Below are 26,055 nucleotides of genomic sequence, written 5' to 3'. Positions count from 1 at the left end.
ACTACTGTACTTTAGCTTGTTATGGTTTAGGCTGCTATGCTTTAGGATGTTTTACTGAAAGAAGCACGCTGGCTTTTTGCATAAACCCATAAAGGATAAAGTAATATCAGTTTATGAAAGAGCCTATTTTTAACATACAAATAAATTCTTAATATCAAAAGGAGAAGGTAGATATGAAGAAATTAGAAAATCAGGCAGTATCCTGTCACCAGTTATTTTTTGATCCACTGAATCAAAAGGTTGCGTTCCGGGAAGGCGGAAATGGTTTGGAAAGTATGCATTATGTACCTGCCAGAGAAGGGGTCAGAGTCTATGAAAACGGAGAGGTGGAGTTCTGTTATTATGCACCGGGAGCTGAAAAGGTCACAGTTGCGGGAATCAGCGGTACCATGAGCCGGGAACCAGTAGAGCTGAAGTCAGAAGGAGACGGTTATTTTTCCGTGAAGGTTTCGGGTATCCTGCCGGGATTTCATTATCATAACTGGTTCGTGGACGGCATACAGGTAAGAAATTCTCTGGGAGCATTTTGTTACGGGTGCTTTGAGCCCATTAATTTCTTTGAGGTGCCGGAAGGGAAAGAGGATTTTTATTTCCTGAAAGAGGTTCCCCATGGAGAGGTGAGACTGGAATTGTACCGTTCCCGTGTGAACGGTCATGTAAAGAACTGCTATATCTACACTCCGCCGGGTTATCAAAAGCAGCCGGAAAGAACCTACCCCGTGCTCTATGTCCAGCATGGTGTGGGTGAAAATGAGACCGGCTGGCTATGGAACGGGAAATTGAATTTTATCCTGGATAATCTGCTGGCAGAAGGAAAATGCAGAGAAATGCTGGTGGTTATGTGCAGTGGTTATGCTTTTAAGGAAGGAGAGGACCCGGTTTTTTATCCAGGTGATTTTGACAGAGAGCTGACAGAGGATGTGATACCTTTTATTCAGGAGAAATTCAGGGTCAAAAGAGGCAGGGAGAACAGAGCCATTGCCGGTTTGTCCCTGGGTTCCGCCCAGGCTTCTCTTACAGCAGCCAGACATCCGGAACTGTTCTCTGCTCTGGGGGTATTTTCAGGAGTTGCCATTGAGGAACTGGACAGTCTCTCGGAGAGAGGAGAGAAATACCCTTTTTATGTTCTTTTATCCGCAGGAGAAGGAGAAACAGGACTTCTTCCCCAGCAGGAGCTATATCGGGATAAGCTCAGAGCGGAGGGATTTGCCTGTGACACTTTGGCTTTTCAAGGCTACCATGAATGGCATGTATGGAGAAAAAGCCTTGCTGCTTTCGTACAGAAGATCTTTCGAGAAGAAAGGACGGATTCACCGGATGAGGATCTGCTATATTCCAAACAAATGTCATACGAGCCTGAAAACACTGAGAGTGAGATTTCTACCAGACAGACCTATGAAATGCAGCCTCTGTTCTTTGACCCGGTATACAAGGGGGTAATCTTTGAAGTAGATGAAAAGGGAAGACCGGCGGGACGTTATAAGAATCTGCAGCCCGGGGTGGTAATTGAGGAACCGGGAAGGGTAGGATTTTATTTTAAAGCACCCGGAGCGAAAAAAGTAGAGGTTCAGATCCTTGGAATGGAACGGGTCCTGCTGGAAAAAGCACAAGGTACCCTGGGAGAAGAAGGTTATTGGCAGGGAAGAGCTGAGGGGATTGAACTGGGATTCCATTACCATGAATATTTTGTAAACGGAGTACCTGTAATCAATCCTTTGGCACCGGTAGGTTACGGTTGCTTTAAGCCTATAAACTTCCTTGAGATGCCGGAGCCGGACTTTGACCTGTATCTGTTAAAGTCCGTGCCCCACGGAAGCGTACATATGAATTATTATCGATCCTCCCAAACTGGCCGTATGAAAATGTGCTATGTTTATACTCCGCCGGGATACGAGAAAGAGACGGAGAAAAGGTATCCCGTTCTTTATCTGCAGCATGGCGGCGGAGAAAATGAAATCGGCTGGATCTGGCAGGGGAAAATATGCAATATTCTGGATAATCTGCTGGCGGAGAATAAAGCCAAAGAAATGATCGTAGTCATGAACACCGGATACAGCTTCCGGCCCGACGGCACAAGTCATCCTCTTTTGGGCTCCGTAGGAGAGGAAGTGGTAAAGGACTGTATACCCTTTATCGACAGACACTATCGAACCTTGGCTGACAGAGAGCATAGGGCCATGGCAGGTTTATCCATGGGCGGAATGCAGACCCAGCGAACCGTGTTCCACAATACAGAGCAATTTGCCTGGGCTGGCATTTTCAGCGGAGGTCTGGTTCTTCAGAACAAGGAGGAGGATTACAGGCGGCTGCTTCAGGACCCTGCTGCCTTTCAGGAGGTCTTTAAACTGCTTTATGTAGCCTGCGGTAAGCAGGAGGGATTTTATGAGGAGACCCTCAAAAATGCAGAAGAAGTGAAGGGTTATGGAATACCATTGGTAACTTTCTTTGACAAAGGATATCACGACTGGACCTTCTGGCGGCATTGTGCTGCTGATTTCCTGCAGAAAGTCTTCTTTTGATTGGGCTAAGGAGCTTATGTTATGTAAAGGTGACGAAGGAGAAGATTCCAACTGGTCTTGCGAAACAGTGTCTATGCGAAAATAATATAATATAACAAAGAGAACAGCCTGTTCATAAGGCTGTTCTCTTTGTTTTGGTTATCCTTGCAATGGTACAGTAAAAAGAGGTAGGGCTAAAGTAACATAAATCTAACAGTGACCTAAGTTTTTATACCTTAATATAGTTCATATTAACATGAGTATATATCATTGTTTCATAATGATTTGTTATATATAATATAATTATTAAACAAAATACACAAATGTTTTGTGGGTTAGTTTCTTAATTATTGCTATTTGATGAGAAAGTTACCTGTTTTACATAATGATTTGGATACAATGTATAAAATAAAATTCTGATATCTTAATTAGCATAGGAAAACAGCGATTAGACAGCGATTAAAACGTAGACAGCGATTAAAACGTAGTCAGCGATTAAACGTAGACAGCGATTAAAACGTAGACAGCGATTAAAACGTAGATAGCGATTAAAACGTAGATAGCATTAATACGTAGATAGCAATCAACACGGAAACAGCAATCAACACGGAAACAGCAATCAAAACGGAGATAGCAAACTACACAGAGACAGCAAACAACACGAAGATAGCAAACAATATGAAGACAGCATATCAGTGACAGGAATGGGAGGAGTATATGGCTCAGGACAGGACTTTGCAGTTACCGGACGGAAGTTATTTTGACTTATGGGAAATGGAGCAGGAGTACGACACAGAACTTCATGTGGATGAGAAACATCCTGCTGCCTCGGATGAAAATGACGGAAGTCCAGGGCAGCCTCTGAAGACAATCAATGCAGCGGCTGCCAGAGCATATCCGGGTACCCGGATATGGATTCATGGAGGAGTTTACAGAGAATGTGTCCGTCCGGCCAGAGGCGGAGAAGGAATACATAAAATGATTTCCTATGAAGCATATGGAGATGGAGAGGTCCTTATCAAAGCTTCTGTGGAGGTTAAACAATTCAGGAAAAGCGAAGGCTGGAACCTCCGGCGTTTCTCACCAGAAGGCTTCAAGGAAGAAGGTTCGGCTGTAATCTGGGAAATAAAACTGAATCCGGAAGATTTCAAAGGCTATAATCCTTTCTGTGCCGTGAATATACTGCATGACCGGTTATTTATAGAATATGACAAGACGGATATGACCACCTACCTGAACCGAAGAGGTATGGTCTTCTGCGATGGCAAACCCCTTTATCAGGTCTCTCTGTTCAATCAGCTTGCAGACCATCCTGGCTCCTACTGGGTGGAAGCCAACGGACAGACTGTACATTTCAGACTTTGGGATGACGGAGATCCCAAGGAGCACACCATAGAGCTTACAAACAGAGAACAGTGCTTTGCCCCGGAAATTCCCTTTTTATCTTATATTAAAGTAAAAGGCCTTACTTGTGCCCATGGGGCTACAGGCGCACCGGTACCCCAAAGAGGAGCTCTCTCCTGTTTCAGGGGGCATCATTGGATTATCGAAGATTGTACCATAGACTGGTCAAATGCTGTGGGAATCGATATCGGCAATGAATGCTGGCATCACACTTTTTCCGAGGAACAGGTCATTGGGTCGGTAATTATTCGAAGGTGCCGGATCTTCAATGCCGGAGTGTGCGGCATAGCCGGGCTCTTTGCAAAAAATATACTGATGGAAGACAACCTCATTGAGGGAACGGGCTGGCAGAGGATGGAGCTATCCTGGGAGGCAGGAGGAATCAAGGTACATGACTGTACCGGCAGCCTGATCAGACGAAATATTTTTACCAAGACCCACGGGGCAGACCATCTGTGGATGGATATGGGGAATGAGAACAACCGAATTACTCAGAATCTCTTTCTGGATGGAATAAACCAGAGAGAAGCCATTTTTATAGAATGCAGCAGGGATGGCATCAACCTGATTGACCATAATATTTTCTGGAATATAGAGGGGCGCTTTGACCCGAAGCAGATACCAGCAGAACCCGGTTCCTCCGGCTGGTATAAGATGGAGGAAACGAGTGTGGTCAATGGTTATGCCGTATATGGTGAGGGCACGGATCACATCCATATGGTGAATAATTTCATTGGAAAATGCCGGAGCGCTGGTTATTATGCCAAGACGGTAGCCTTCCGGATAGCCTGGAAACGAGGAGGAACCTCCAGAGATGCAAAAATCTGGAATAATATATTTTATGACTGTAAGGAAGCGGCAGTGAAATTCCCAACGGAGCATAATGAGTCGGAGGGAAATCTCTATCTGAACATGCCGGGAGGATACCTTCGGGTACTCTACCCCGCCCCCACCGCATGTCTTGACCTGCAGGCCTGGCAGGAGTTCTACGGTCTCGATCTGGAGGGGCAGGAGGGGCGTTTGGTGGTTGACCTCGATACGGAGAAGTATACCCTTGAATTCAGTAAAGCAGAGGCACAAAAAGGTTTTCCGGGACGCCATTCCGGGAAAATATCTTATTTGGAAAACCTCGCAGATATCCGTAAGGTGAAAACCAGATATATAACCGGCAGTGACTTCTTTGGAAATACGGCAGAGGTGGATACCTGTTTACCCGGGCCGTTTGGTAAACTCCTGGAGAACCAGGTAATATCCATCGATCCCCGCAGACTGTAATGACAGGCTTTACTTCATACTCTAAAACAAGGAGAGAAATCATGAAGCTATTACAAAATAAAAAGAAACTGAGATCCTATAAGGAATTCCTTTATATTCTGCCCTTTATCCTGCTGGTTGCTGTATTTGCCTATTATCCTCTTTATGGCTGGTTATATGCCTTCTTTGATTACAGGCCCCCCCAGCCGCTTACCATGGAGAGCTTCGTAGGACTTAAATGGTTCAAATCCCTTGTCTCCAACCAGGTAAAGACGAAGCAGATTTTAAACGTTCTGACAAATACCCTGGTCATGAGCGGAATTACCGTTGGAACTTCCTGGCTTCCCATGATTTTTGCGGTATTCTTAAATGAAATAAAGTGTATTCCCTTTCGAAAAGCCGTACAGACGGTAACTACAATTCCGAACTTTATCAGCTGGGTATTGGTGTATTCTGTTGCCTTTAACATCTTTAACAATACCGGTGTGGTAAATCATCTGCTGGTATCCACAGGAATACTGGAAAAACCTGTTCAATTTCTCCAGGCCTCCGATCATGTCTGGCTTACCCAGTGGTTCTGGCTAACCTGGAAAAATCTTGGGTGGGCGGCAATTATGTATATAGCGGCTATTACAGGAATTGACGAAGAACTCTTTGAAGCCGCCAGGGTGGATGGAGCCACCAGGATGAAGATGATTCGCTATATCACCATACCAAGTATATTACCGACATATTTTGTACTGCTGATGTTGAGCATCGCAAGCTTCCTTTCAAACGGTATGGAACAGTATTATGTCTTCCAGAATGCCTTTAACAAGGAAAAGATACAGGTATTGGATCTTTATGTGTTCAACCTGGCAATGGGAAGCGGAAGCTATTCCGTGGCAACGGCCCTGAGCATATTGAAAAGTATTATCAGCCTTATACTGCTTAGTGTGGCAAATGGTATTTCAAAACTGGTAAGAGGCGAGAGCTTTTTATAGCAAGGAGGAATGTTGTGGTGAAGGGAATCAGAAAAAGATTAAAAAAACAAAGTTTTGGTGATACGGTTATCAGTGTCCTTACCTACGTATTTTTCGCTGCCTTTGCATTTATATGTATTTATCCGTTTTATTATATCTTTATTAACACCATCAGCTCCAACGAATTGAGCCAGAAAGGATTGATTATTTTCCTGCCAAGGGAACTGCACATTCAAAACTATCTGAAAGCTATAAAAATTCCCGGATTACTGGATGCTGCGGTGATTTCAGTAGCCAGGACCGTTATTGGCACCTTGCTTACAGTAGGAACGACTGCTTTTTTGGGATTTATGTTTACCAGAGAAACCATGTGGTGCAGAAAATTCTGGTATCGTTTCGTAATCATCACCATGTACTTTAATGCAGGTATCATTCCCTGGTTCCTGACCATGCGAAATCTGCATCTGACAAATAATTTCTGGGGTTATATACTGCCGGCTGTTGTATCACCCTTTTATATCATTCTGGCAAAGACCTTTGTGGAGTCTATCCCAAAGGAATTGCAGCAGGCAGCGGAAATCGACGGAGCAGGAACCATGAAAATATTTCTGCGGGTCATTATGCCTGTAATCAAGCCAATTATGGCAACGGTAGCAATCTTCGCAGCGGTGGGACAATGGAATGCTTTTCAGGATACCCTGCTGTTAATGACCGATGATAAGCTGTACAGCCTTCAGTTCATCCTTTACCAGTATATCAATCAGGCAAGCTCCTTAAAGCAGCTGGTCAATTCCTCCAGCAGTTCTGCTGTAGCACAGAGTATAGCCACCGTTCAGACGGCAACATCCATTCGTATGACGGTCACCATTCTAGTTGTCGCACCAATCCTTCTGATCTATCCAATATTCCAACGGTATTTTGTCAAGGGTATTATGATAGGTGCAGTAAAGGGTTAAAGAAAGCCAGAGCTTTAACTGTTAAATTTTCAATGGAATATAAGAGGATGAAGACATCTTTTTATAGAATAAATAAGAGGAGGATTTACTATGAGGAAGAGAAAGCTTGTAAAGGGTTTACTGGCAGTTTTGTGTGTGCTTTCCTTAGCCGTGACAGGCTGCTCCAAAGGCAACAATGCGGTTAATAATACTCCGGCAGGCACAAACAGCCAGTCGGGAACAGACAGTTCAACAACTCCGGTATCGGGAGAGATTGATCACTCGAAGACGCTTACCCTTGAGGTCTATGATGTGGCCGCCAATTACCAGGGTATGCAAAGCGGATGGTTTGCAAAAGTCATAAAGGATAAATTCAATCTGGAACTGAATATCATCGCACCCCAGGCCTCCGGTAACGGAGAGGCTCTGTACCAGACCCGGACAGCTGCAGGAAAGCTGGGAGACATCATACTGCTTGATAACTCCCCCCTTCAGGATTGTATTAAAGCGGGGCTGATTGCGGATATCAGCAGTGATGTCCAGAACAGTACCAACTTAAATCAGTATTATGACCAGTATAAAACCTACAACGCAGGGCTAGAAGGAAACAGTGAAGGCAAAATCTATGGTATGCCCTGCCAGATAACCAATACCTCACCCACCACTTACAGTGATACGGAAGTTTATATCAGTCCAATGCTGCCTTGGGATTATTATACGGAAATCGGTTCTCCTGAAATGAAGAACCTGGAGGATTTGCTGGATGTTCTGCAGAAGATTCAGACCGCACATCCTGCTAACGATGCAGGCGATGCAAACTATGCTTTTTCTCTGTGGCCTGACTGGGATAAAGGCGGTACACAGATAACCATGGAAACAGCTACCCAGCTGACCAAGATGTATGGCTATGAGGTCAACGGTTCCATTATGCTTGGTAATAACGGGGATATCAAAGAGGTTATCGACGATGATGGCGCATATTACAAGATGCTGAAATTCTTCTTTGATGCAAATCAGAGAGGTCTTGTAGACCCGGATTCCGGTACCCAGAACTGGGATACTGCCTGTACAAAAATGAAGAATAAGCAGGTATTGCTGTTCTGGTATTCCTGGCAGAGAGGTTTCTGGAATACTCCGGACCGTGCAAATGAAAGAAATGCTTACATCTATACACCCGTTGAAGACATGAATTTCTATCAGCCCTCCGATTCATATTACGGAGATGGCAGAGCATTTGCCCTGGGAGCTCATATGGAAGGGAATGACAGAGCAAGAGCGATTGAATTTCTGGATTGGCTGATCAGCCCGGAAGGTCTTCAGTTCATTCATGACGGTATCCCTGACTGGAGCTACACAAAAGGAGAGGACGGCAAGTACACGCTTACAGAGGATGGTCTCTATGGTCTGATGGAGAATCGTACCGTACCCGATGAATGGGGCGGCGGTGGATTTGATGACGGAAACAGTAAGATTAATCAATGGCCTTTGCATTCCGTATCCATCAATCCCAATACAAAAGAACCCTATAACAGCAATTACTGGAGCTCTTATCTGGAGGCTAATAAGACCACTATGACCAAGGAATGGAGCGAGAAATACGGTGCAGCCAACCAGGTGGCATTGCTGGAAAGCACCGGACAGCTAAAGCCAGTACCCAATGTAAATATTATCCTTCCCAGTGATACTACGGATGTTGCACTTATCAGAAGCCAGTGTGCCAGCCTGATCTGCGATACCTCCTGGAGAATGGTTTTTGCAGGCAGCGAAGAAGAGTTTCAATCCATGTGGACGGAAATGAAGACCATGTTGGAAGGTCTTGACTGGAAGCAGCTGGTAGATTTCGATAAAGCAAAATTCCAGAAAGTGATCGAGGCCAGACAAGCAGCAGTGAAATAATAATAGTTTCAAATCCTTAGAATAGAAAGGGTACACCAGCAGCAGAAAAGCCGGAAGGCTTTACCGAGGAGCCGGGTGTACCCTTTTTTTCTCTCCTTCGTGATATCCTGGCAGCAGTTCTTAGAATAGGTCAATGATTCAAGGTTATGTATCATTGTCTGGTATAGGGAAGTATTCTATAATTAGTTTCAGTCATCATGCTTTTTGGTCTGGTGATATCATAAAGTATCGGGAGGAACCCGGAAGGAAAGGGGAATTGACATTGAAGAAACAGGCATTTAATCCCTATCTGCCGTCATGGGAATATATACCGGATGGTGAACCTTATGTGTTTGGTGACCGTGTTTATGTATACGGTTCCCATGACCGTTTTCGTGGAAATGCTTATTGTCTGAATGATTATGTATGCTGGTCTGCAGGACTCGATGATTTGGGCAACTGGCGTTACGAAGGTGTGATATATAAAAAGGAGGCAGATCCCCTGAACCGGGATGGCAGCATGTGCCTTTATGCACCTGATGTTACGGTAGGTCCGGATGGACGATATTATCTGTATTACGTACTGGATAAGGTCAGCATAGTTTCCGTTGCCGTCTGCAATGAACCGGCAGGAACATATGAATTCTATGGTTACGTCCATTACGCTGACGGAACACGCTTAGGTGAAAGAACAGGGGATGAGCCTCAGTTCGATCCTGGAGTACACAGGGAGGGAGACAGAACTTATTTATATACCGGTTTCTGCTTCCGGGGAGATAGAAGCAGAAGCGGTTCCATGGTTACGGTACTGGGGCAGGATATGCTCACCATTGTGGAGGAGACAGTATTTGTTGCTCCCAGCGAGCCCTTTAGCAAAGGGAGTTCCTTTGAAGGGCATGCTTTTTTTGAAGCACCATCTATTCGAAAGAGGGGAGATACCTATTATTTCATTTATTCCTCTGTTGCAATGCATGAATTGTGTTATGCCACCAGTAAATCACCTACCAGGGATTTTGTATATAGGGGAGTGGTAAGCAGCAACTGTGATTTACATATTTCTTCCTATAAACCTGCCGGTAAACCCATGTATTACGGTTCAAACAACCATGGCAGTATAATTGATATCAATGGTCAGTGGTATATATTTTATCATCGTCATACTGATGGGACGAACTTTAGCAGACAGGGTTGTGCAGAACCCATCCAATTCAGGGAAGACGGCAGCATTATCCAGCCGGAAATGACTTCCTGCGGCTTAAATGGCGGACCATTGGAAGGAAAAGGTGAATATCCGGCTTACATAGCCTGTAATTTGTTATGCAGTGTAGAGGAAATGTATACGGCACCGGGAGGAATGTGGATGGACAGCCGATTCCCGAAAATTACCCAGGATGGCAGGGACGGTGATGAAGAAGAGGGTTATATACAGAATATGAGAGAAGCTGCTACAGCGGGCTTTAAATATTTTATATGCAGGGATGTCAACAAGATTGGAATAAAGGTAAGAGGATACTGCAGAGGTGAATTTGAGGTAAAGGTTTCCTGGGATGGAGAAAGTCTTGGAAGTATACCGGTTGAATACAGCAACATCTGGAAAGAATATTCTGCTGATATTTCAATACCAGATGGTATACAGGCTATTTATCTTACCTATCGTGGAGAGGGCAGTGCAGCCTTAAAGTCCTTTACATTATTTTAAAAAGAGAAAGGATGCCTATCAGGTTACTTTGAAAGAGTATTTATGAAAGGCAGCAAGGTGTGCTGCCGCCTGATATATATGGCACCGTATTTGCGGATTTGCCGGAATACGGAAGGTATGAAATATGGAAAAAGAAACAGCAGTCAAAAGAAATCCGGTAATACAGACGATGTACACCTCCGATCCTGCTCCTATGGTTTCTGGGGATACAATTTATTTATACACCGGACACGATGAAGATGGTTCTACCTGGTTTACGATGAATGACTGGAGATGCTTTTCCTCAAAAGATATGGTTAACTGGACGGATCATGGTTCACCACTGGCTTTTACGGATTTTACCTGGGCCAGAGGAGATGCCTGGGCAGGTCAGTGTATTGAAAGAAACGATAAATTCTACTTTTATGTCCCAATGAATAAAAAAGGAGGACAAATGGCTGTAGGGGTCGCTGTCTCTGACAGCCCCACAGGTCCCTTTACAGACCCCCTGGGTCATCCGCTGGTGGAGACCGGAACAGGAGACATCGATCCTACGGTTTTTGTAGACGATGACGGCCAGGCCTATCTTTACTGGGGAAATCCTCATCTTTGGTATGTGAAACTGAAAGAAGACATGATATCCTACGACGAGAACACAGGTATTGTTCAGGTACCATTAACGGAGGAGAGTTTTGGTAAACGGACGGGGAATCCGGAACGGGCAACCCTCTATGAAGAAGGCCCCTGGTTTTATAAACGGAACGGGTTGTACTATATGATCTACGCTGCCAGTGGAATTCCGGAGAACATTGCATATTCCACCAGTCCCAATCCTACTGGCCCCTGGACCTACAGAGGAGTCATCATGCCCACAGAAGGGGGGAGCTTTACGAATCATCCGGGTATCATAGATTATAAGGGAAACTCTTATTTCTTTTACCATAACGGAGCATTGCCGGGAGGCAGCGGTTTTACCCGTTCGGTGTGCGTAGAGCAGTTTCAATATGAAGCAGATGGTGCCTTTCCGGTGCTCCATATGACGGAAGAGGGTGTGTCACCCGTTGGATGTCTTAATCCTTACAGCAGAATTGAGGCAGAGACCATTGCCTGGGCACAGGGAATCAAGACGGAAAGCTGCAGCCAGGGCGGCATAAATGTATGCCATATTGATGATGGAGATTATATCAGGGTAAGCAGTGTGGATTTTGGAGAAACTGGTCCGGATACCTTTCATGTATGTGCAGCCAGTGCCTCCGGTGGCGGAACAATAGAAATACATGTGGATACTTTGGAAGGTCCGCTGATTGGAAGAGTTGAGATACCGGCTACCGGTGCCTGGGATAATTGGCGTTTGGTAAGCGAAAGAGTTGAAAATATTCAGGGAATTCATGAAATTTACTTTACTTTTCATGGTGCTCCCTCCGGTAATCTGTTTAAATTGGACTATTGGAGATTTGAAGCTAAAATAGAAGAATAAAAGTGATTCAGGAGCTGTTTTTAATGCTGCTTCTGAGCCGGTAAGCGCAGAAAGGATCACTTTGGATATCCAGGAGGAGATTGACTTACATCTACATTTAAGTGTCAGCATGAAATCTTCCATGTATGCACTATAAATGTAAGTTAATCTCTTTTTGTATAAGTAACCCGCCTGCGTCTGCCGTGGTTTCATAAAATATATGGTTGACAACCTTTCTGCACAATGATAAGATAGACAGGATATTTGATTTCTTAATCAATTAAATAACGTGATTTGGTAGAGGCGCATTTTTTAATAGTACATAGCAGGATATGGCAGAACATAGAAGAACGCTGTGGAAAGGAAAAGATGCCGAAATGAAGAAGAATTTTGCTTTTTCTTTGTTGGGCATACAGTTAAGAGCTGTGTGACTGTCATCAAGAAATTGATGGAGTGCTGCCTAAAGAATAAACATTTGTTTCTCCATGTATGGGAGGAATTTTTAACGGAATTCTTTGGTGTCGGCCCATAGGCCGGCTTTTTTTATTTCACTTCTATTTCTTTGCCAAAAGCCGAGAAACGTTAGACCAGAATGGCCGCTTGGCCGAATAACAGGAGGTGCCGTATGGCAATATTTAAAGGAGCTGGGGTTGCAATCGTAACACCCTTTGATGAGAATCTCAATGTAAACTATGATAAGCTTGGAGAACTGATTGATTATCAGATTGAAAACGGAACGGACAGTATCATAATCTGTGGAACGACGGGGGAATCCTCCACTCTTACAGAGAGAGAACATATGGAATGTATCCGTTATACAGCTCAGAAAGTTGCAGGCAGAGTCCCTGTAATAGCAGGAACCGGCTCAAATTGCACCCAGACTGCTATAGAACTTTCAGAGGATGCCAAGAGAGCGGGAGCTGACGGTCTGCTTCTTGTTACACCATATTATAATAAAGCAACGCAGAAGGGTTTGATTCAGCACTTTACCCTGATTGCCAAAGCAGTAGATCTGCCTGTCGTATTATACAATGTACCCGGCAGAACAGGCTGTAACCTGTTGCCTGCCTCTACAGCACAACTTTTTAAAGACGTGGATAACATTGTGGCAATAAAGGAAGCCAGTGGAAATATCTCTCAGGTAGTTGAGTTGATGCATAGAACACAAGGTGATATAGATCTGTATTCCGGAAATGATGATCAGATAGTACCCTTGCTATCACTTGGAGGTATTGGTGTAATATCTGTATTATCCAATGTACTGCCAAAGGAAACCCATAACATTGTTGCTGATTACTTAAAAGGAGATACGAACGCCAGCTTGCAGGAGCAGTTACGTCTTATACCCTTAATAGAAGCCTTATTCTGTGAAGTTAATCCGATTCCAGTTAAGAAGGCCCTAAATCTTATGGGCTTTGAAGTAGGGGCCTTAAGAAGCCCTCTGACAGAAATGGAAGAAGGGAATGCGCAGAAGCTGATCAAAGCAATGAAGGATTGCGGAATGAAACTGGTATAACTTTGAAGATATAATTGGCAAAGCTTCCTGCTTGTAATATAATTAGGAAAGAATATGGTTCTTAAGTATCCGGCAGGTGAAAGAGCCATGATGTTAAAGCACTGAAAGGATACGGATATCAATGAAGTTGGTATTCAGAAACGAGGTTGAAATGATTAATATAATTTTGCGTGGGTGCAACGGACGAATGGGTCAGGAGTTAACAAGAATCTGCAGCGGAGATGATGCCGTAAGGATTGTTGCAGGAATCGACGTTAACAACCGTTTTGAAAATTCCTACCCTGTATTTGATAGCTTTACAAAATATACAGAAAAGGCAGATGTAATAATTGACTTTTCATCTCCCAGGAATATTATAGAAATGTTTGAGTATGGCATCCGTACAAATACTCCTATTATACTGTGTTCCACGGGTCTGTCAGAAGAAGATTTAGAGCTGGTAAAAGAGACATCTTCAAAAATTGCCATTCTTCGTTCTGCCAATATGTCCTTGGGAATCAATACGGTAATAAAGCTTTTGAAAGAGGCAACAGCCCTTTTGAGTGCAGGCGGCTTTGATATAGAAATCGTTGAAAAGCATCACAATCAGAAGGTGGATGCACCTTCCGGTACAGCCTTGCTGTTGGCTGATTCCATAAATGAAGTGTTAAATGGTGAGTACAACTATGTATATGACCGCTCTACTGTTCGTGAGAAGCGGGGAGAGAAGGAAATCGGTATCTCAGCAGTACGAGGAGGCAGCATCGTAGGGGATCACGAAGTAATTTTTGCAGGCCTTGATGAAGTAATTGAGATTAAGCACACCGCCTATTCCAGAGCAATATTTGCAAAAGGTGCTATTGCCGGGGCAAAATTTATAGTTGGTAAACAACCGGGGCTTTATGGCATGCAGGATGTAGTAGCTTAAGGCAGTAATATACAAAACAATTTGAGCAGAGTATGACTCTGCTCAAAAATTATACAAATGGATTATGCACTTGACAACTCGAAGCAGCTACTCCAGTGAAACCAGACGTTTTTCACCGGTGATTTCCTGAATGGGTTTAATATCCTGTGTAACCTCAAGAACTCCCAGAAATACTCCCATATCATTTCTAACGGCATAATAACGTATCAGAATATATTTTCCCATCATTTTTATCCAGAAATCCTCCTGGTCTTTCTTTCCGCTCTTAAAGTCTGCTACCAGCTGTTCCACAATATGGACACTTGCCGGTGGATGGCAGTTTGATACATTCCGTCCGATTACTGACCTGGTGCGGGGAAAGACTCTGTCAGCTGCTTCTGAGAAGTATTTTACTACATCATCTTTGTCTACGAAGGTAATATCAAAGGGCAGGGTATTTAGCATACAGATCAATTCTTCTGTTCTAAGTACTCCGGTAGGAAGAACAATAACACCTGTTTCTTTCTTCTCTTCCTTGATAGCTGGCTGATATGCAAGAGAAGGTTTCCACTCCGGAACCTTCTCTACCAGATAACCGAATTCTGTGCTCTCATCAGCGATTTTCTTCCATTCATCCTGTGTAAGGGTTTCAAGCAGCATGGGAAGCAGGATGTTCTCTTCTTTAAATATCATTTCTGTTGTTTTATCTATCAGGGTTTCAATTTTCGTTCTTAGTTCTGGATTGTTCTGGTGAAGGATTGACTTTGCTTCCTTTAACAGAGCCCTAATTTCATCGTCTACACCCCACATAACCTTTGGCGGCGCTGTAATACCGTATTGCTCCATATAAGGAAAAAACAGATTCTCCTTTTTCTGATAATGGATATCCAGACCGTTTAGTTTCTCCAGGCTAACCTTTAAAGCCGCGGTTTCTACAGATTCGGGGTCTGATAACCAGGGTTTGATCTCCTTCTCCATAATCTTTTCTATAACTCTGTTTTCTCTGATAAGAGTATTCGCCGGGTGTCCCGGTATTTTTGTCTGGTCATCTGTTTTGTGGATTTCTTCGATGGAGCCCTTAAATACTGCAGCATGAACATCGCATAGACGCTGTATTTCTGTTACGGGGAGGCCTTCTGCGATTAATGCAGCCTCTGCTTCTGATATTTCAGTGGCGGATACACCATGAAAGGCTTCTTCAAACTGTTGTTTCACATCTTCTACGGATTTACCGGCATGAAGGCTGTTGATTACATCTTTCAGTACTTTTTGACGGAACTCTCTGTTATTAATGCTTTCACTCATTATTTGTTACCTCCTTAGCTGACTTTACTCTTTTATTATAAATCCCTTTTCTTCGAATGCTTTTTTAATTGATTCCAGATTGATCTTTTTCATAGCCGCACCTTTTGGTATTGTCATAAATCTTCCGGCAGTCTGTAGCATTCCAGGTTTTGTGATGTCTGTAAAACCAAGGCTTGCAAGAATTTCTGCAGTTTCCGGTGCTGTGCTGCACAATTCGTACACTGATTTGCTTAAATCAAGAATTTTATCACTCATAGCTTTATCCTTTCCCAATTCATGAATACCTGCCACAGTTCCTTCCGCTTACCTATAGAAGCATAACCTGCCACAGATATTTTAAACCAGGGTGTGTCTGAAATCTGACCAGTTTTTAAAAGGAGCAACCTACAGGTCAGATATTAATGGGTGGCGTAATCTTTCAGCAGAATATTATTTTCTAAATGAATGTGCTGATGAAGATCCTGTTCCAGTGCTTCTAAGAGGGAGTAGGTCTTCTGATAGGTAGCGCAGGCTCCGTCAGGCAGGGTATAGTTATTAGAAATACTGCGTAATTTCCGAAGAATCTCACCGGCAGCTTCATGCTCGCAGATAATTTCATCTGTAAGGCTTTTGGTCTCAGAGCTGGAATCCGTATCCCTGCTGCAGCTGCAGACCTCAGAGGAGTTCCCCAACAAAGGAAAAAGAAGATTTTCTTCTTTTAAAAGATGCTGTTCCAGATCTGTCTTAAGTCTGCCAAAAAGCTGATACATCTCAAATAATTCCCTGTGTTTGCTGCCGTGCACCCGGAGAACGGTATTTAACAATTCTGAAGCTTCCGGCAATGCTTTTCTCAAATAGCTGTGATGGGTATCCTCGATATAGGCGGATAGAACGGGTGAGCTCATCTGGTCGAAGGGAAGGTCTGTAGCTTCTGTATTATTTTCAGGTTCACTTACTGCCTGATCCAGCCTTGCATATATTTCCTCCAGGGAAAGGCCCTGTTCTTTTATAACGGCAGCAAGAGGTCTGTGCCCGCCGCAGCAGAAATCAATGCCATATTCTTTAAAGATGCGGGGTGCTTTTGGAAGGGCTGCTGCTATGTCTCCGATGCTTCTGTTTATATCACGATAATTCATAAAAAATTCCTCCTTATGATGTCCTGTTGGTTTGCATTTATCTGATACTGCAAGTATAACGGACTCTTAGGAGGAATTCTGTGATTTAAGTCAAATTTTCAAAAACCAGCTGTGTTATTTTAAACGAGGGTGTGTCAGAAAACTGGACGTACCGGAAGAAGGTTCTTTTCCCAATATTAATTCGCTGATTATGCAATCTTAAGTAGCAGCTTCTTTTAAGACCTCAATATCTAACAACAAAAGAGATTTATTGCTGACCGAACGTATAATACCATCACTTTCAAGCTGCATCAGCTTTCGGCTTACTGTTTCTCTGGCAATGCCAAGATAATTGGCTATTCCTTCCCGGCTTAGTGGCAGGCGTATGAGAATGCCTTCGGGAACAGCTCTTCCATATTTCTCGGAAAAGTCCATTAACAGAGAACTGATACGGGAATCAATACTACGTATTCCCAAACTCTGCATTGTGTTCTCAAGGGTTGCCATACGTCCGCCAAGCTCTTCTATTACTTTAACGGCGATATCAGGATAGGCAGCTAATAAATGACGGAATTGGGTTTTTGTCAGCATACATACCTTCGCATTTTCCAGAGCTTCGACGGTATAGCTGGCACTTATATTATTTAAAAGATACTGCTCTCCAAAGAAATCACCTTCTGAAAAGATGTATAATATTTGTTCCCGTCCATCCTGGGTATATTTATAGGCTTTGACACTGCCTACATCCATGATAATGAGAAAGTCCACCGAATCCCCGTTATGAAAGAGGATTTCCCCCTTTTTATATTCTCTGTGCTCGATCCACTGGGATATCTTTATCAGATCCTCATGATTCAAGGAAGAAAAAATAGGAACCTTGTGTACGCATAAATGGTTATTGCAGTAACTGCAATTATGTTCTTCTGCCATAGAAACCTCCTTCCACAACAAACTTTATTGCCAAGTGCGAACCAGTTTTGGAGCAGGTATAAAGCATTAAGCCGTTCTGACTGTTCCAGGTTTGGTATGCTGGTTAAAAGTGTTCATCAGATTAAATCCTATCACATTACCTGGCCGGTAACAACTGCCAAGTTTTAAAAGCTGGGGAACTTTTATTATCCTATTAAAACACAGGCAATAAATAGGACGAGATATTAATTGTTAGATTTTTTGATTTGATAAGATAGAATAGACAAAAAACAGATAGAATAGACAAGAAGTATTGTAAAAAATATCCAAGGTGATATAATGTAAATGTAACATCTTGGTAACCGTTTTTTCACCTTATGAGAGGGGGACTAGGGAAAGATGATGCAGGAAACAGGTCACAAAGAACTATTGACGGGAAAGGGCAGACGAAAAGGAAAGGTGGTGAGAGTATGATCACCTATGATTCCCTGTTTCTAATGCTTCAATTCGGCATGTTACTAATTGCAATGTTTAATCTAATCGAGAAAAGTAATGGAAAAAACACCAGAAAATAATTTGCATATGAAAGCAGGAGGCCTATGGAGCAGACTAATCTGACGCACTATCTTTAGGGAGCACCCTTAATCGAAATGGGATGCTCTCTTTTTAATTGCCATAAATTATTGGAAGGTACAAGTGGCTAAAGTAAGGCCAGTAGTTTAGAGCCATAAGCAGCCCATATAAATATCCTAAAAATTTTCCCAAAAAATATGGAAATGTTCACAAATTTTTCGCAAACAGGTAGTAACATAGACTTGTTAGTTTGCCTGACAGGAATGTTATGAGTTGCAGGTGCAGCTTATATAGTCAGCAAATATGTTTTTATTTAAGGAGGAGAAAAGGTTGATTGAAGTAAAAAATCTTGTAAAAAAGTATGGGGAGCATCTGGCAGTAGATGACCTGAGCTTTACCCTGGAAAAGGGACAGATTCTCGGATTTCTTGGCCCCAATGGAGCCGGTAAATCAACAACAATGAATATTCTCACAGGTTACATATCAGCGACGGAAGGAACCGTTGTAATCAACGGTCATGACATATTTGACGAACCCGAGGAAGCAAAGAAATGTATTGGTTATCTGCCGGAGCTTCCGCCTCTTTATCAGGATATGACAGTAAGAGAATATTTGAATTTTGTTGCGGATATTAAGTCCGTAAAAAAGAGCGAAAAACGGCAGATGATTGACAGAATCATGAGGATGACCAAGATAACTGAGGTCTCTGAACGTTTAATCAAGCAGTTGTCGAAAGGCTACAAGCAAAGAGTTGGTCTTGCCCAGGCAATCGTTGGATTTCCTGAGGTGATTATTCTGGATGAGCCCACGGTAGGGTTAGATCCCATGCAGATTATTGAGATCAGAGATTTGATTAAAGAATTAAGCAAAAAACATACCATTATTTTAAGCTCCCATATCCTTTCTGAAATAAGTGCTATCTGTGACCAGGTAATGATCATAAACAAAGGAAGGCTTATCGTATCGGATACCCCTGAAAATCTGTCCAGGCATATCGGTGGTTCTACCGGTTTGCACCTGGAAGTCAAAGGTGAGAAAGACACAGTGAAAAAGGCTCTGGAAAATATCACTGAAATTACCAAAGTGGAATTTGATAAGAACTCAAAAGAGGGTATGGTTAAATTATCTGCCTTCAGCAGTGAAGAAAGTGATATCAGGGAAGCTGTATTCTATGCTTTAAGTGACGCCAGATGCCCTATCTATGAGATGCATACCTCTAATATGTCCCTGGAGGATATCTTCCTTGAGCTTACCCAGGAAGGCAAAACTGCCTCAAATGGAGGGCAGAACTCTAACAGATTGTTCCGCAAGAATAAGAAAGCTGCGGCAGCACAGGAGAATATGAAGGAACCTGAAACCGAGAAAGCTTTGGATACTGTTAAGATTGCTGAGAACGTTCATCCGGTAAAAGAGGAAATGGTTTCAGACTCTGAACAGAAGGAGGAGAATTAAGATGCTGGCAATATTTAAGAAAGAACTGAAATCCTATTTTACCTCAATGACAGGATATGTGTTTGTCGCTTTTTTTCTGGTAATTGTGGGAATATATTATGCGGTTTATAATTTAATGAATATGGTGGCTAACTTTGAATATGTGCTGTCCGGCATTTCTTTTATCTTCGTATTGTTAGTACCGATCTTAACTATGAGGCTGATGGCAGAAGACAAGAAGCAGAAAACGGACCAGTTATTATTCACTTCCCCCTTATCCATCAGTAAAATCATATCAGGCAAATATTTTGCCGTATTGTCCGTATTTTTAATTGCAATGGTAATTGTCTGCCTGTATCCTCTGATACTGCTGCAGTTCGGGAGCTTGTCCCTTAAGGTTGCCTATGGTTCCATCCTGGGCTTTACTCTTTTAGGAGCGGCTTATATCTCCATCGGTTTATTTGTCTCATCTTTAACAGAGAGTCAGTTGGTGGCAGCGGTAGTTTCCTTTGTAGTTATTCTGGTAACGGTACTGATGGATAGCCTTGTATCCTTCTTGCCGACAGATAATCGTACCTGCTACCTTGTATTTTTTGTGGCAATTCTTCTGATCTGCTGGCTTTTGTACAGTATGATGCACAATTACGTGGTCGCACTTACTATTGGTGTGATGGGAGAAGCGGCTCTTGCGGTGACCTATTTCGTTAAACCTGCTTTATTTGACGGTTTACTGACCAAGGTACTGGGCTGGTTTTCCGTAATGGCAAGATTTGATAATTTCACTACCGGAATCCTTGACCTGTCTTCGGTGGTCTATTATTTAAGCGTTGTATTCATATTCCTGTTCTTAACAGTTCAGGTAATCAAGAAACATAGATGGAACTAAGGAGGGAGCAAAAGCAGATGAAGGATCAGATTACAGATAACAAAACCAATGAAACGATAGATAACTTAACGGAAAACGTAGCTGATGACAAGGAAGCAATAGGAACAAAAGCAAGTATTGCGGATAAGATCAAGGCTTCCTTTAAATCCAGAAAATTCAGGGGAGGCGCTTATGCAACGGCAGTCTCAGCTGTTGTCATTATCATTATTCTGGTATTGAACATCATTGTTACGGAGCTTGATTTAAAAGTAGATATCAGCAAGGAAGGCACTTTTACCCTGACGGATGTTACGAAGGATTATGTTAAGAACATTAAAGATGATATTACCATCTATTATCTTGCACAGACCGGTCAGGAGGATAAGACCACTACGGAAATCATTCAAAAATATCCCCAGCTGTCAGGACATATAAAAGTGGAATATAAGGACCCCGTGCTTTATCCCAGCTTTGCACAGAAATATTACAGCGATGCAATCACCAACAATAGTGTACTGGTTGTAAACAGCAGCAATGACAGGGCCAAATATATACCTGCCGGTGATATGATTGTTTCGGAGGTGGATTATAACACTTACCAGAGCTATCAGACCGGTATCGATGTAGAGGGTCAGGTAACCTCAGCCCTGCAGTATGTAACAACAGAAGATCTTCCGGTTATGTATACCGTTACAGGCCATGGAGAGGCAGAGCTTGGTACGACCATAACGACCTCCCTTGGAAAGATTAATGTTACCTCCCAATCCATTAATACCCTTACCAGCGAAAGCATTCCCGAGGATTGCTCCGTACTGCTGATCAATGCTCCCCAGAAGGATTATTCACCCGATGAGGTTACCATGATTAAAGAATATCTGTCCAAAGGCGGAGATGCACTGATCTATACGGATTATAATACCAGCAGTCTCGAAAATTTCGCGTCATTACTGGACTATTATGGTGTAAGCCAGGTTACCGGTCTGGTAGTAGAAGGCAGCAGAAATCATTATATGGGACAGTATATGACTTATCTCGTACCGGATTACAGTACCCATGAGATTACCACTGACTTAAAGTCCGACGGCACTTATGTGGTAGCGCCTCTCTCTTCCGGTCTGCAGACTCTGGATACGGCAAGAAGTACCATAACAACAGCTCCCATACTGGTTACCTCTGACGAAGCATATTCAAAGACTGATATTAATTCAACCAATAGTTCCAAAGAAGATGGTGATATTGACGGTCCTTTTAACCTTGGTATCGCTGTTACAGAAACCTATAATGAAGCGGAAACAAAGCTGGTGGTATACGGCTCTTCTGCTTTAATTGACGAGAGTATGGTATCTTCCTCCTCCCTCGGTAATCTTGATCTGTTCTTAAATTCCGTAAATTATGTAACCGATAAAGCGGATACCCTTGCAGTCAGAACGGTAAGCACCGAGCAGCAGTACTTAAATGTAACAGCAGCACAGGCTAATCTCTGGTCCGTTCTTATGGTCATCGTATTACCTGTAATTGTTCTTGGAACCGGTGGTTTTGTTGTTCTTAGAAGGAGGAAAAAATAATGGCTGGCAGTAAGCGTAAGAAGCATCTGGGATTATTGCTGCTGCTCCTTGCTATGATTGTTTTACTGGGTGTATATTTCTGGCTGGTGAAATACAACGACAAGAAAGAAGCACAGGACACAGCAGCAGACGAAACCAAAGCAATCGTTTCACTGGATACCGGTACCATAAAGAGTATCTATTTTAAAAATCCTTCACTGGAGATGACGTTATCCTTAAATGATAAAGGGGTATGGGAAGAGAAGGAGGATTCCTCTTTTCCGGTAAATCAGACCTATGCTGCCAATATGCAGAATGCTTTTGCAGAGATTAAACCTACTTCCACTCTCACGGAAGGAATTGAGGACCTGTCTGCTTTTGGCCTGGAGAATCCGGTAATAACGGCAACGGCGACTACCAGTGATGGCAAGGAAACCACTGTAATGATTGGAAACGAGACGCCTTTTGGCGGTGAATATTATGCGGCATTGGCAGGAAGCAAAGAAGTCTATGTAATCGGGACCTCCTTTTACAGTTATTTTCATTACTCCAGGACAGACCTGACAGCAGTAGAAGCTATACCCGCCGTTACTGCAGAGAATGTAACGAAGCTTTCGGTAACGGCAAAGGATGGCAAGGACTTTGAGGTGGTTTATGATGAGGATTCCCCCTATGATTATTCCGGCTTTAGCAACTATATCATGAATAAGCCTTATGCAACTCCGGTAGCAGCAGATAATGACAGTATGACAACACTGTTTGGTAATTATGCTTCCCTTTCCTTCTCCTCATGTGCAGATTATAATGCAACGGACCTGAGCAAATACGGGCTGGAGGAACCCGCCTATACAGTATCGCTTGATTATTATGAAGAACAGGCCGCGGAAACAGACAGTACAGACAGTACCGATACCGGAACGGCTTCAGACGCAACAGACACAACAGACAGTACCGATACTGCGAAAACCGTTAAGGTAAACAAAAGCCTGACCTTATTGATTGGGGCGACCAATGAAGACGGCAATTATTATGCGAAAACATCAGATTCCAATGCGGTTAATATATTGGATAGTTCAACCGTAGAGAAGTTGACCGCTATTGATGCTTACAGCAATACTTATAAATATGTAAATCTCATAAGCATTGAATCAGTGGATCGTATTGATATTACGGCCGAAGGAGTCTCTCATACCTTAGCAATTGAAAGAGAGACTACCACAGAAGACGGTAAGGATACCACCACCGCTGTTTATACAGTAGATAAGAAAACCGTGGAAGAAGACGTCTTTAAGAAATTCTATCAAGTATTGATAGCACCTAAGACAGAAAGAGAAATACCGGAAGCGGATTTAAAGAAAGGTGAGGAGGAAGCACCTGTTATGACCGTAACATACCACTTGAATACTTCCAACACACCTTTTGTAGTGGAATTCAAACCTTATGACGAAAGCTATTATATTATAAACACCAATGGAACGGAGTATTTCCTGATGGATTTAAGAAATGCTGCTTCCATCACTGACGGGCTGAAAGAATTATTACAGTAAACAAGAGTAAATATACAGTAAGGATCATTGTAAATAATATTTAGTGCAGGAAAAAGCCTCTTTTAGATACTTCCCGAAAATGTCTTAACAAATTCTGCCGATTTCATGAGTAGTAGTCGTACAAAACGGTACGGTTTCTCATGAAATCGGTATTTTTTGTGTTGTTTATTATCTGTCTGACATGTTTATGGAAAGGAGAATACTGGACATTAAAGCAGCTTTTATTAGGAAGAGCTTGTGGTTCTGATGCTATTAAAATTCAAATAAATAATATAAAAAGTCAATTAGGTTGTATTTTATGCACATGTAAAATAACCGGTTAATGGACATACCCTAAAACATGATGTTTATATGAACGGCAATTAAAAAGATAGAAAAAAATGATAGAATCTTATGCGGATAATTTACAATAATAGGTAAGTGTTATCAAAGTATTCTTCATTGCTTCAATTTCAATCTGGCAGTAAACTAAAGGTGACGGAAAATTCTTCTTTTCTCTTAATTTCTTAAGACAGCATTCCTAATTTTGGTTGAATAACAGCATAATATATGACTTCCTGAATGGGCAGAAGTGAAAGCTTTCAATAAGCGGTTTTTGATTTATTAATTCGAAACATAGCAGACTTGCGGGCGCTGCTTTTGTTTAATAAATTATTTAGGAGGGGTAAATATGTTACATAAGTGGAATGGCAGACTAAGAAAGCTCTTAAGTCTGGCTTTTGTGTTTCTTTTGCTGTTTTTGACAGCATTCCAGGCAGTGCCGGCCAAAGCGGCAACTGCAAAGTCTTATAATTTTAGTAATCTGACTTATCAGTCAACTTGGGGTGTAACTTATACAATAAACGGAGGGTCTGCAACCTTTAACTTTGAAGGCCAATACCGTGAAATCAAATTCCGGCTCCCGGAAACCCTTGATATGTCTCAGTGTACCAATGTGACCTTTAATGCGTCCAGCCCCAACGGTACCATTGCTTTTAAGCTCTATGACACAGCAGGAAACCAGGCAGCGGTACTGTATAATTTCAATTCCTCTACCTCGGATGTTTCCTTTGCACCAAACACTTCCGCCCAGGTCAACAGTATCGGTATTATGGCACAGGGGACAAGCAGTTATTCTGCAGTTGTCAACAGTGTGACCTTTACCATGTCCGGCAGTACCGCAGGAGCCAACTTAAAGAACACCTATGGAAAGGTGCTCTCCTATTCCGGTGCGGCAGTAAATTCCTCACAGCTTAGGGATGCCACAACCCTTAACGTGATAAAATCCCAGTATAACAGTATTACCATGGAAAATGAAATGAAGCCCGATGCAATTTTAGGCTCATCGCCCAGACTTATTACCGTAGCCCAGGCGAATTCAAACGGATATTATATCCCTTCCACTTATACAGAAACCACCGTACCTACCTTAAATTTCTCCACACTGGATGCGGTGCTGAAAATCTGCTATGACAATGGCTTAAAGCTCAGGGGGCATACCCTGGTATGGCACGGGCAGACACCGGACTGGTTTTTCCGGACAGGTTACAGTACAAGCGGTGCTTATGTAAGTCAGTCCGTAATGGATGCAAGAATGGAATTCTTTATTAAGAGTTATATGAATCATATTTATGCAGGCAGCTACGGCAGTGTAGTGTATGCATGGGATGTGGTGAATGAGTATCTTCATGCGGGAACAGCCGGTGGTTGGGCTAAAGTATATGGGTCTAATCTTGGTACAAGTGCACCTTATGTAAAGAAAGCTTTCCAGTATGCCTATGATTGCCTCAGTTATTTTGGGCTGACCCAGTCTGTTAAGCTTTTCTATAATGACTACAACACCTACGAAGTAACCGATAAGATCCTTGCTCTGGTTGGTTATATCAATTCCGGTTCGAAAATATGCAGTGGTGTTGGTGCCCAATCTCATTTAAGCACTTCTTATCCGTCTGTTGCAAGTTTCAAGGCAGATATACAAAAATACATCAATGCAGGCCTTGAAGTACAGATTACAGAGTTGGATGTTGGAAATACCTCAGCATCAGAGCAGGCAACCTATGTTTATAATATGATGGCCTCCTTATTGTCATTAAAGAAAGCAGGAGGAAATATCACCGGAATTACCTGGTGGGGATTGTATGACAGTGTATCCTGGCGGTCATCTTCAAATCCGCTTCTGTTCAGCGCATTGACAACACCAAAAGCATCCTATAACAGTGCCCTGCAAGCCTATTTCGATGCCGGCTATACGGTTCAGTAAGGCGGTATCTGAAACCCGGCAAGAAAGGGGAACAGCTTTAAGAATATAAATATCCATCTGCTGTAAGAGTCTGAACCTGGACTG

At 42.7% G+C, this 26,055-nt stretch carries 19 protein-coding genes and 1 riboswitch; of the genes, 15 read left to right on the top strand and 4 right to left on the bottom strand.

The genetic code is table 11. From position 1 onward, the window contains the following. Positions 1-173 precede the first annotated feature (173 nt). The 9 genes from R2R35_RS07350 (at position 174) to dapB (ending at position 14,485) form a co-directional block, all read left to right on the top strand. Positions 174-2,519 (top strand): alpha/beta hydrolase-fold protein, encoded by a 2,346-nt coding sequence (locus R2R35_RS07350; RefSeq protein ID WP_317733855.1) that lies wholly within the window; start codon positions 174-176, stop codon positions 2,517-2,519. A gap of 696 nt (positions 2,520-3,215) precedes the next feature. Continuing rightward, positions 3,216-5,177 (top strand): right-handed parallel beta-helix repeat-containing protein, encoded by a 1,962-nt coding sequence (locus tag R2R35_RS07345; protein ID WP_317733854.1) that lies wholly within the window; start codon positions 3,216-3,218, stop codon positions 5,175-5,177. 41 nt (positions 5,178-5,218) lie between these two features. After that, positions 5,219-6,139, top strand: a complete 921-nt coding sequence (locus R2R35_RS07340) for an ABC transporter permease subunit (RefSeq protein WP_317733853.1) — start codon at positions 5,219-5,221, stop codon at positions 6,137-6,139. A 17-nt stretch (positions 6,140-6,156) separates the two neighbouring features. Beyond that, positions 6,157-7,074: a carbohydrate ABC transporter permease gene (locus R2R35_RS07335; protein WP_317733852.1), complete on the top strand. Its 918-nt coding sequence runs from the start codon at positions 6,157-6,159 to the stop codon at positions 7,072-7,074. Positions 7,075-7,164: 90 nt separating this feature from the next. Next, entirely contained in the window at positions 7,165-8,949 is a 1,785-nt protein-coding gene (locus tag R2R35_RS07330; protein ID WP_317733851.1) for a sugar ABC transporter substrate-binding protein, read from the top strand. Between the two features lie 262 nt (positions 8,950-9,211). Further along, positions 9,212-10,627: a family 43 glycosylhydrolase gene (locus tag R2R35_RS07325; RefSeq protein ID WP_317733850.1), complete on the top strand. Its 1,416-nt coding sequence runs from the start codon at positions 9,212-9,214 to the stop codon at positions 10,625-10,627. Positions 10,628-10,751: 124 nt separating this feature from the next. After that, a complete protein-coding gene (locus R2R35_RS07320; protein WP_317733849.1) occupies positions 10,752-12,083 on the top strand; it encodes a glycoside hydrolase family 43 protein in 1,332 nt (443 codons plus the stop codon). 269 nt (positions 12,084-12,352) lie between these two features. After that, positions 12,353-12,529, top strand: a riboswitch (Lysine riboswitch). A gap of 158 nt (positions 12,530-12,687) precedes the next feature. After that, positions 12,688-13,578 carry a 4-hydroxy-tetrahydrodipicolinate synthase gene (dapA, locus tag R2R35_RS07315; RefSeq protein WP_317733848.1) on the top strand — a complete coding sequence of 297 codons (891 nt, stop codon included), beginning with the start codon at positions 12,688-12,690 and terminating at the stop codon, positions 13,576-13,578. A gap of 151 nt (positions 13,579-13,729) precedes the next feature. Continuing rightward, positions 13,730-14,485 carry a 4-hydroxy-tetrahydrodipicolinate reductase gene (dapB, locus tag R2R35_RS07310; RefSeq protein WP_317733847.1) on the top strand — a complete coding sequence of 252 codons (756 nt, stop codon included), beginning with the start codon at positions 13,730-13,732 and terminating at the stop codon, positions 14,483-14,485. Positions 14,486-14,572: 87 nt separating this feature from the next. Here the strand turns inward: dapB and R2R35_RS07305 are convergent, their stop codons facing one another. The 4 genes from R2R35_RS07305 to R2R35_RS07290 form a co-directional block, all read right to left on the bottom strand. After that, positions 14,573-15,769, bottom strand: a complete 1,197-nt coding sequence (locus tag R2R35_RS07305) for a DUF438 domain-containing protein (RefSeq protein WP_317733846.1) — start codon at positions 15,767-15,769, stop codon at positions 14,573-14,575. Between the two features lie 24 nt (positions 15,770-15,793). Further along, positions 15,794-16,060, bottom strand: a complete 267-nt coding sequence (locus R2R35_RS07300) for a DUF1858 domain-containing protein (RefSeq protein WP_331670258.1) — start codon at positions 16,058-16,060, stop codon at positions 15,794-15,796. A gap of 107 nt (positions 16,061-16,167) precedes the next feature. Continuing rightward, positions 16,168-16,884 (bottom strand): iron-sulfur cluster repair di-iron protein, encoded by a 717-nt coding sequence (gene ric, locus R2R35_RS07295; RefSeq protein ID WP_317733845.1) that lies wholly within the window; start codon positions 16,882-16,884, stop codon positions 16,168-16,170. A 198-nt stretch (positions 16,885-17,082) separates the two neighbouring features. After that, entirely contained in the window at positions 17,083-17,793 is a 711-nt protein-coding gene (locus R2R35_RS07290) for a Crp/Fnr family transcriptional regulator (RefSeq protein ID WP_317733844.1), read from the bottom strand. A 356-nt stretch (positions 17,794-18,149) separates the two neighbouring features. Between R2R35_RS07290 and R2R35_RS24670 the strand changes: the two genes are divergently transcribed. The 6 genes from R2R35_RS24670 (at position 18,150) to R2R35_RS07265 (ending at position 25,971) form a co-directional block, all read left to right on the top strand. Then, positions 18,150-18,347: a putative holin-like toxin gene (locus R2R35_RS24670; RefSeq protein ID WP_442872273.1), complete on the top strand. Its 198-nt coding sequence runs from the start codon at positions 18,150-18,152 to the stop codon at positions 18,345-18,347. A gap of 328 nt (positions 18,348-18,675) precedes the next feature. Then, positions 18,676-19,797: an ABC transporter ATP-binding protein gene (locus R2R35_RS07285; protein WP_317733843.1), complete on the top strand. Its 1,122-nt coding sequence runs from the start codon at positions 18,676-18,678 to the stop codon at positions 19,795-19,797. 1 nt (position 19,798) lies between these two features. Next, a complete protein-coding gene (locus tag R2R35_RS07280) occupies positions 19,799-20,662 on the top strand; it encodes an ABC transporter permease (RefSeq protein ID WP_317733842.1) in 864 nt (287 codons plus the stop codon). 17 nt (positions 20,663-20,679) lie between these two features. After that, positions 20,680-22,206: a GldG family protein gene (locus tag R2R35_RS07275; RefSeq protein ID WP_317733841.1), complete on the top strand. Its 1,527-nt coding sequence runs from the start codon at positions 20,680-20,682 to the stop codon at positions 22,204-22,206. Continuing rightward, the gene (locus R2R35_RS07270; protein WP_317733840.1) at positions 22,206-23,732 is read left to right on the top strand and encodes a DUF4340 domain-containing protein; all 1,527 of its coding nucleotides are present in this window, start codon (positions 22,206-22,208) and stop codon (positions 23,730-23,732) included. Before R2R35_RS07275 ends, R2R35_RS07270 begins: the two co-directional genes overlap by 1 nt. A gap of 670 nt (positions 23,733-24,402) precedes the next feature. Continuing rightward, positions 24,403-25,971, top strand: coding sequence for an endo-1,4-beta-xylanase (locus R2R35_RS07265; RefSeq protein WP_317733839.1), 1,569 nt, complete (start codon positions 24,403-24,405; stop codon positions 25,969-25,971). The last annotated feature ends 84 nt before the right edge of the window (positions 25,972-26,055 follow it).

The sequence above is a fragment of the Anaerocolumna sp. AGMB13020 genome, assembly GCF_033100115.1.
Taxonomy (GTDB): Bacteria; Bacillota; Clostridia; order Lachnospirales; family Lachnospiraceae; genus Anaerocolumna.
This window is presented reverse-complemented; position numbering and strand designations above follow the sequence as displayed.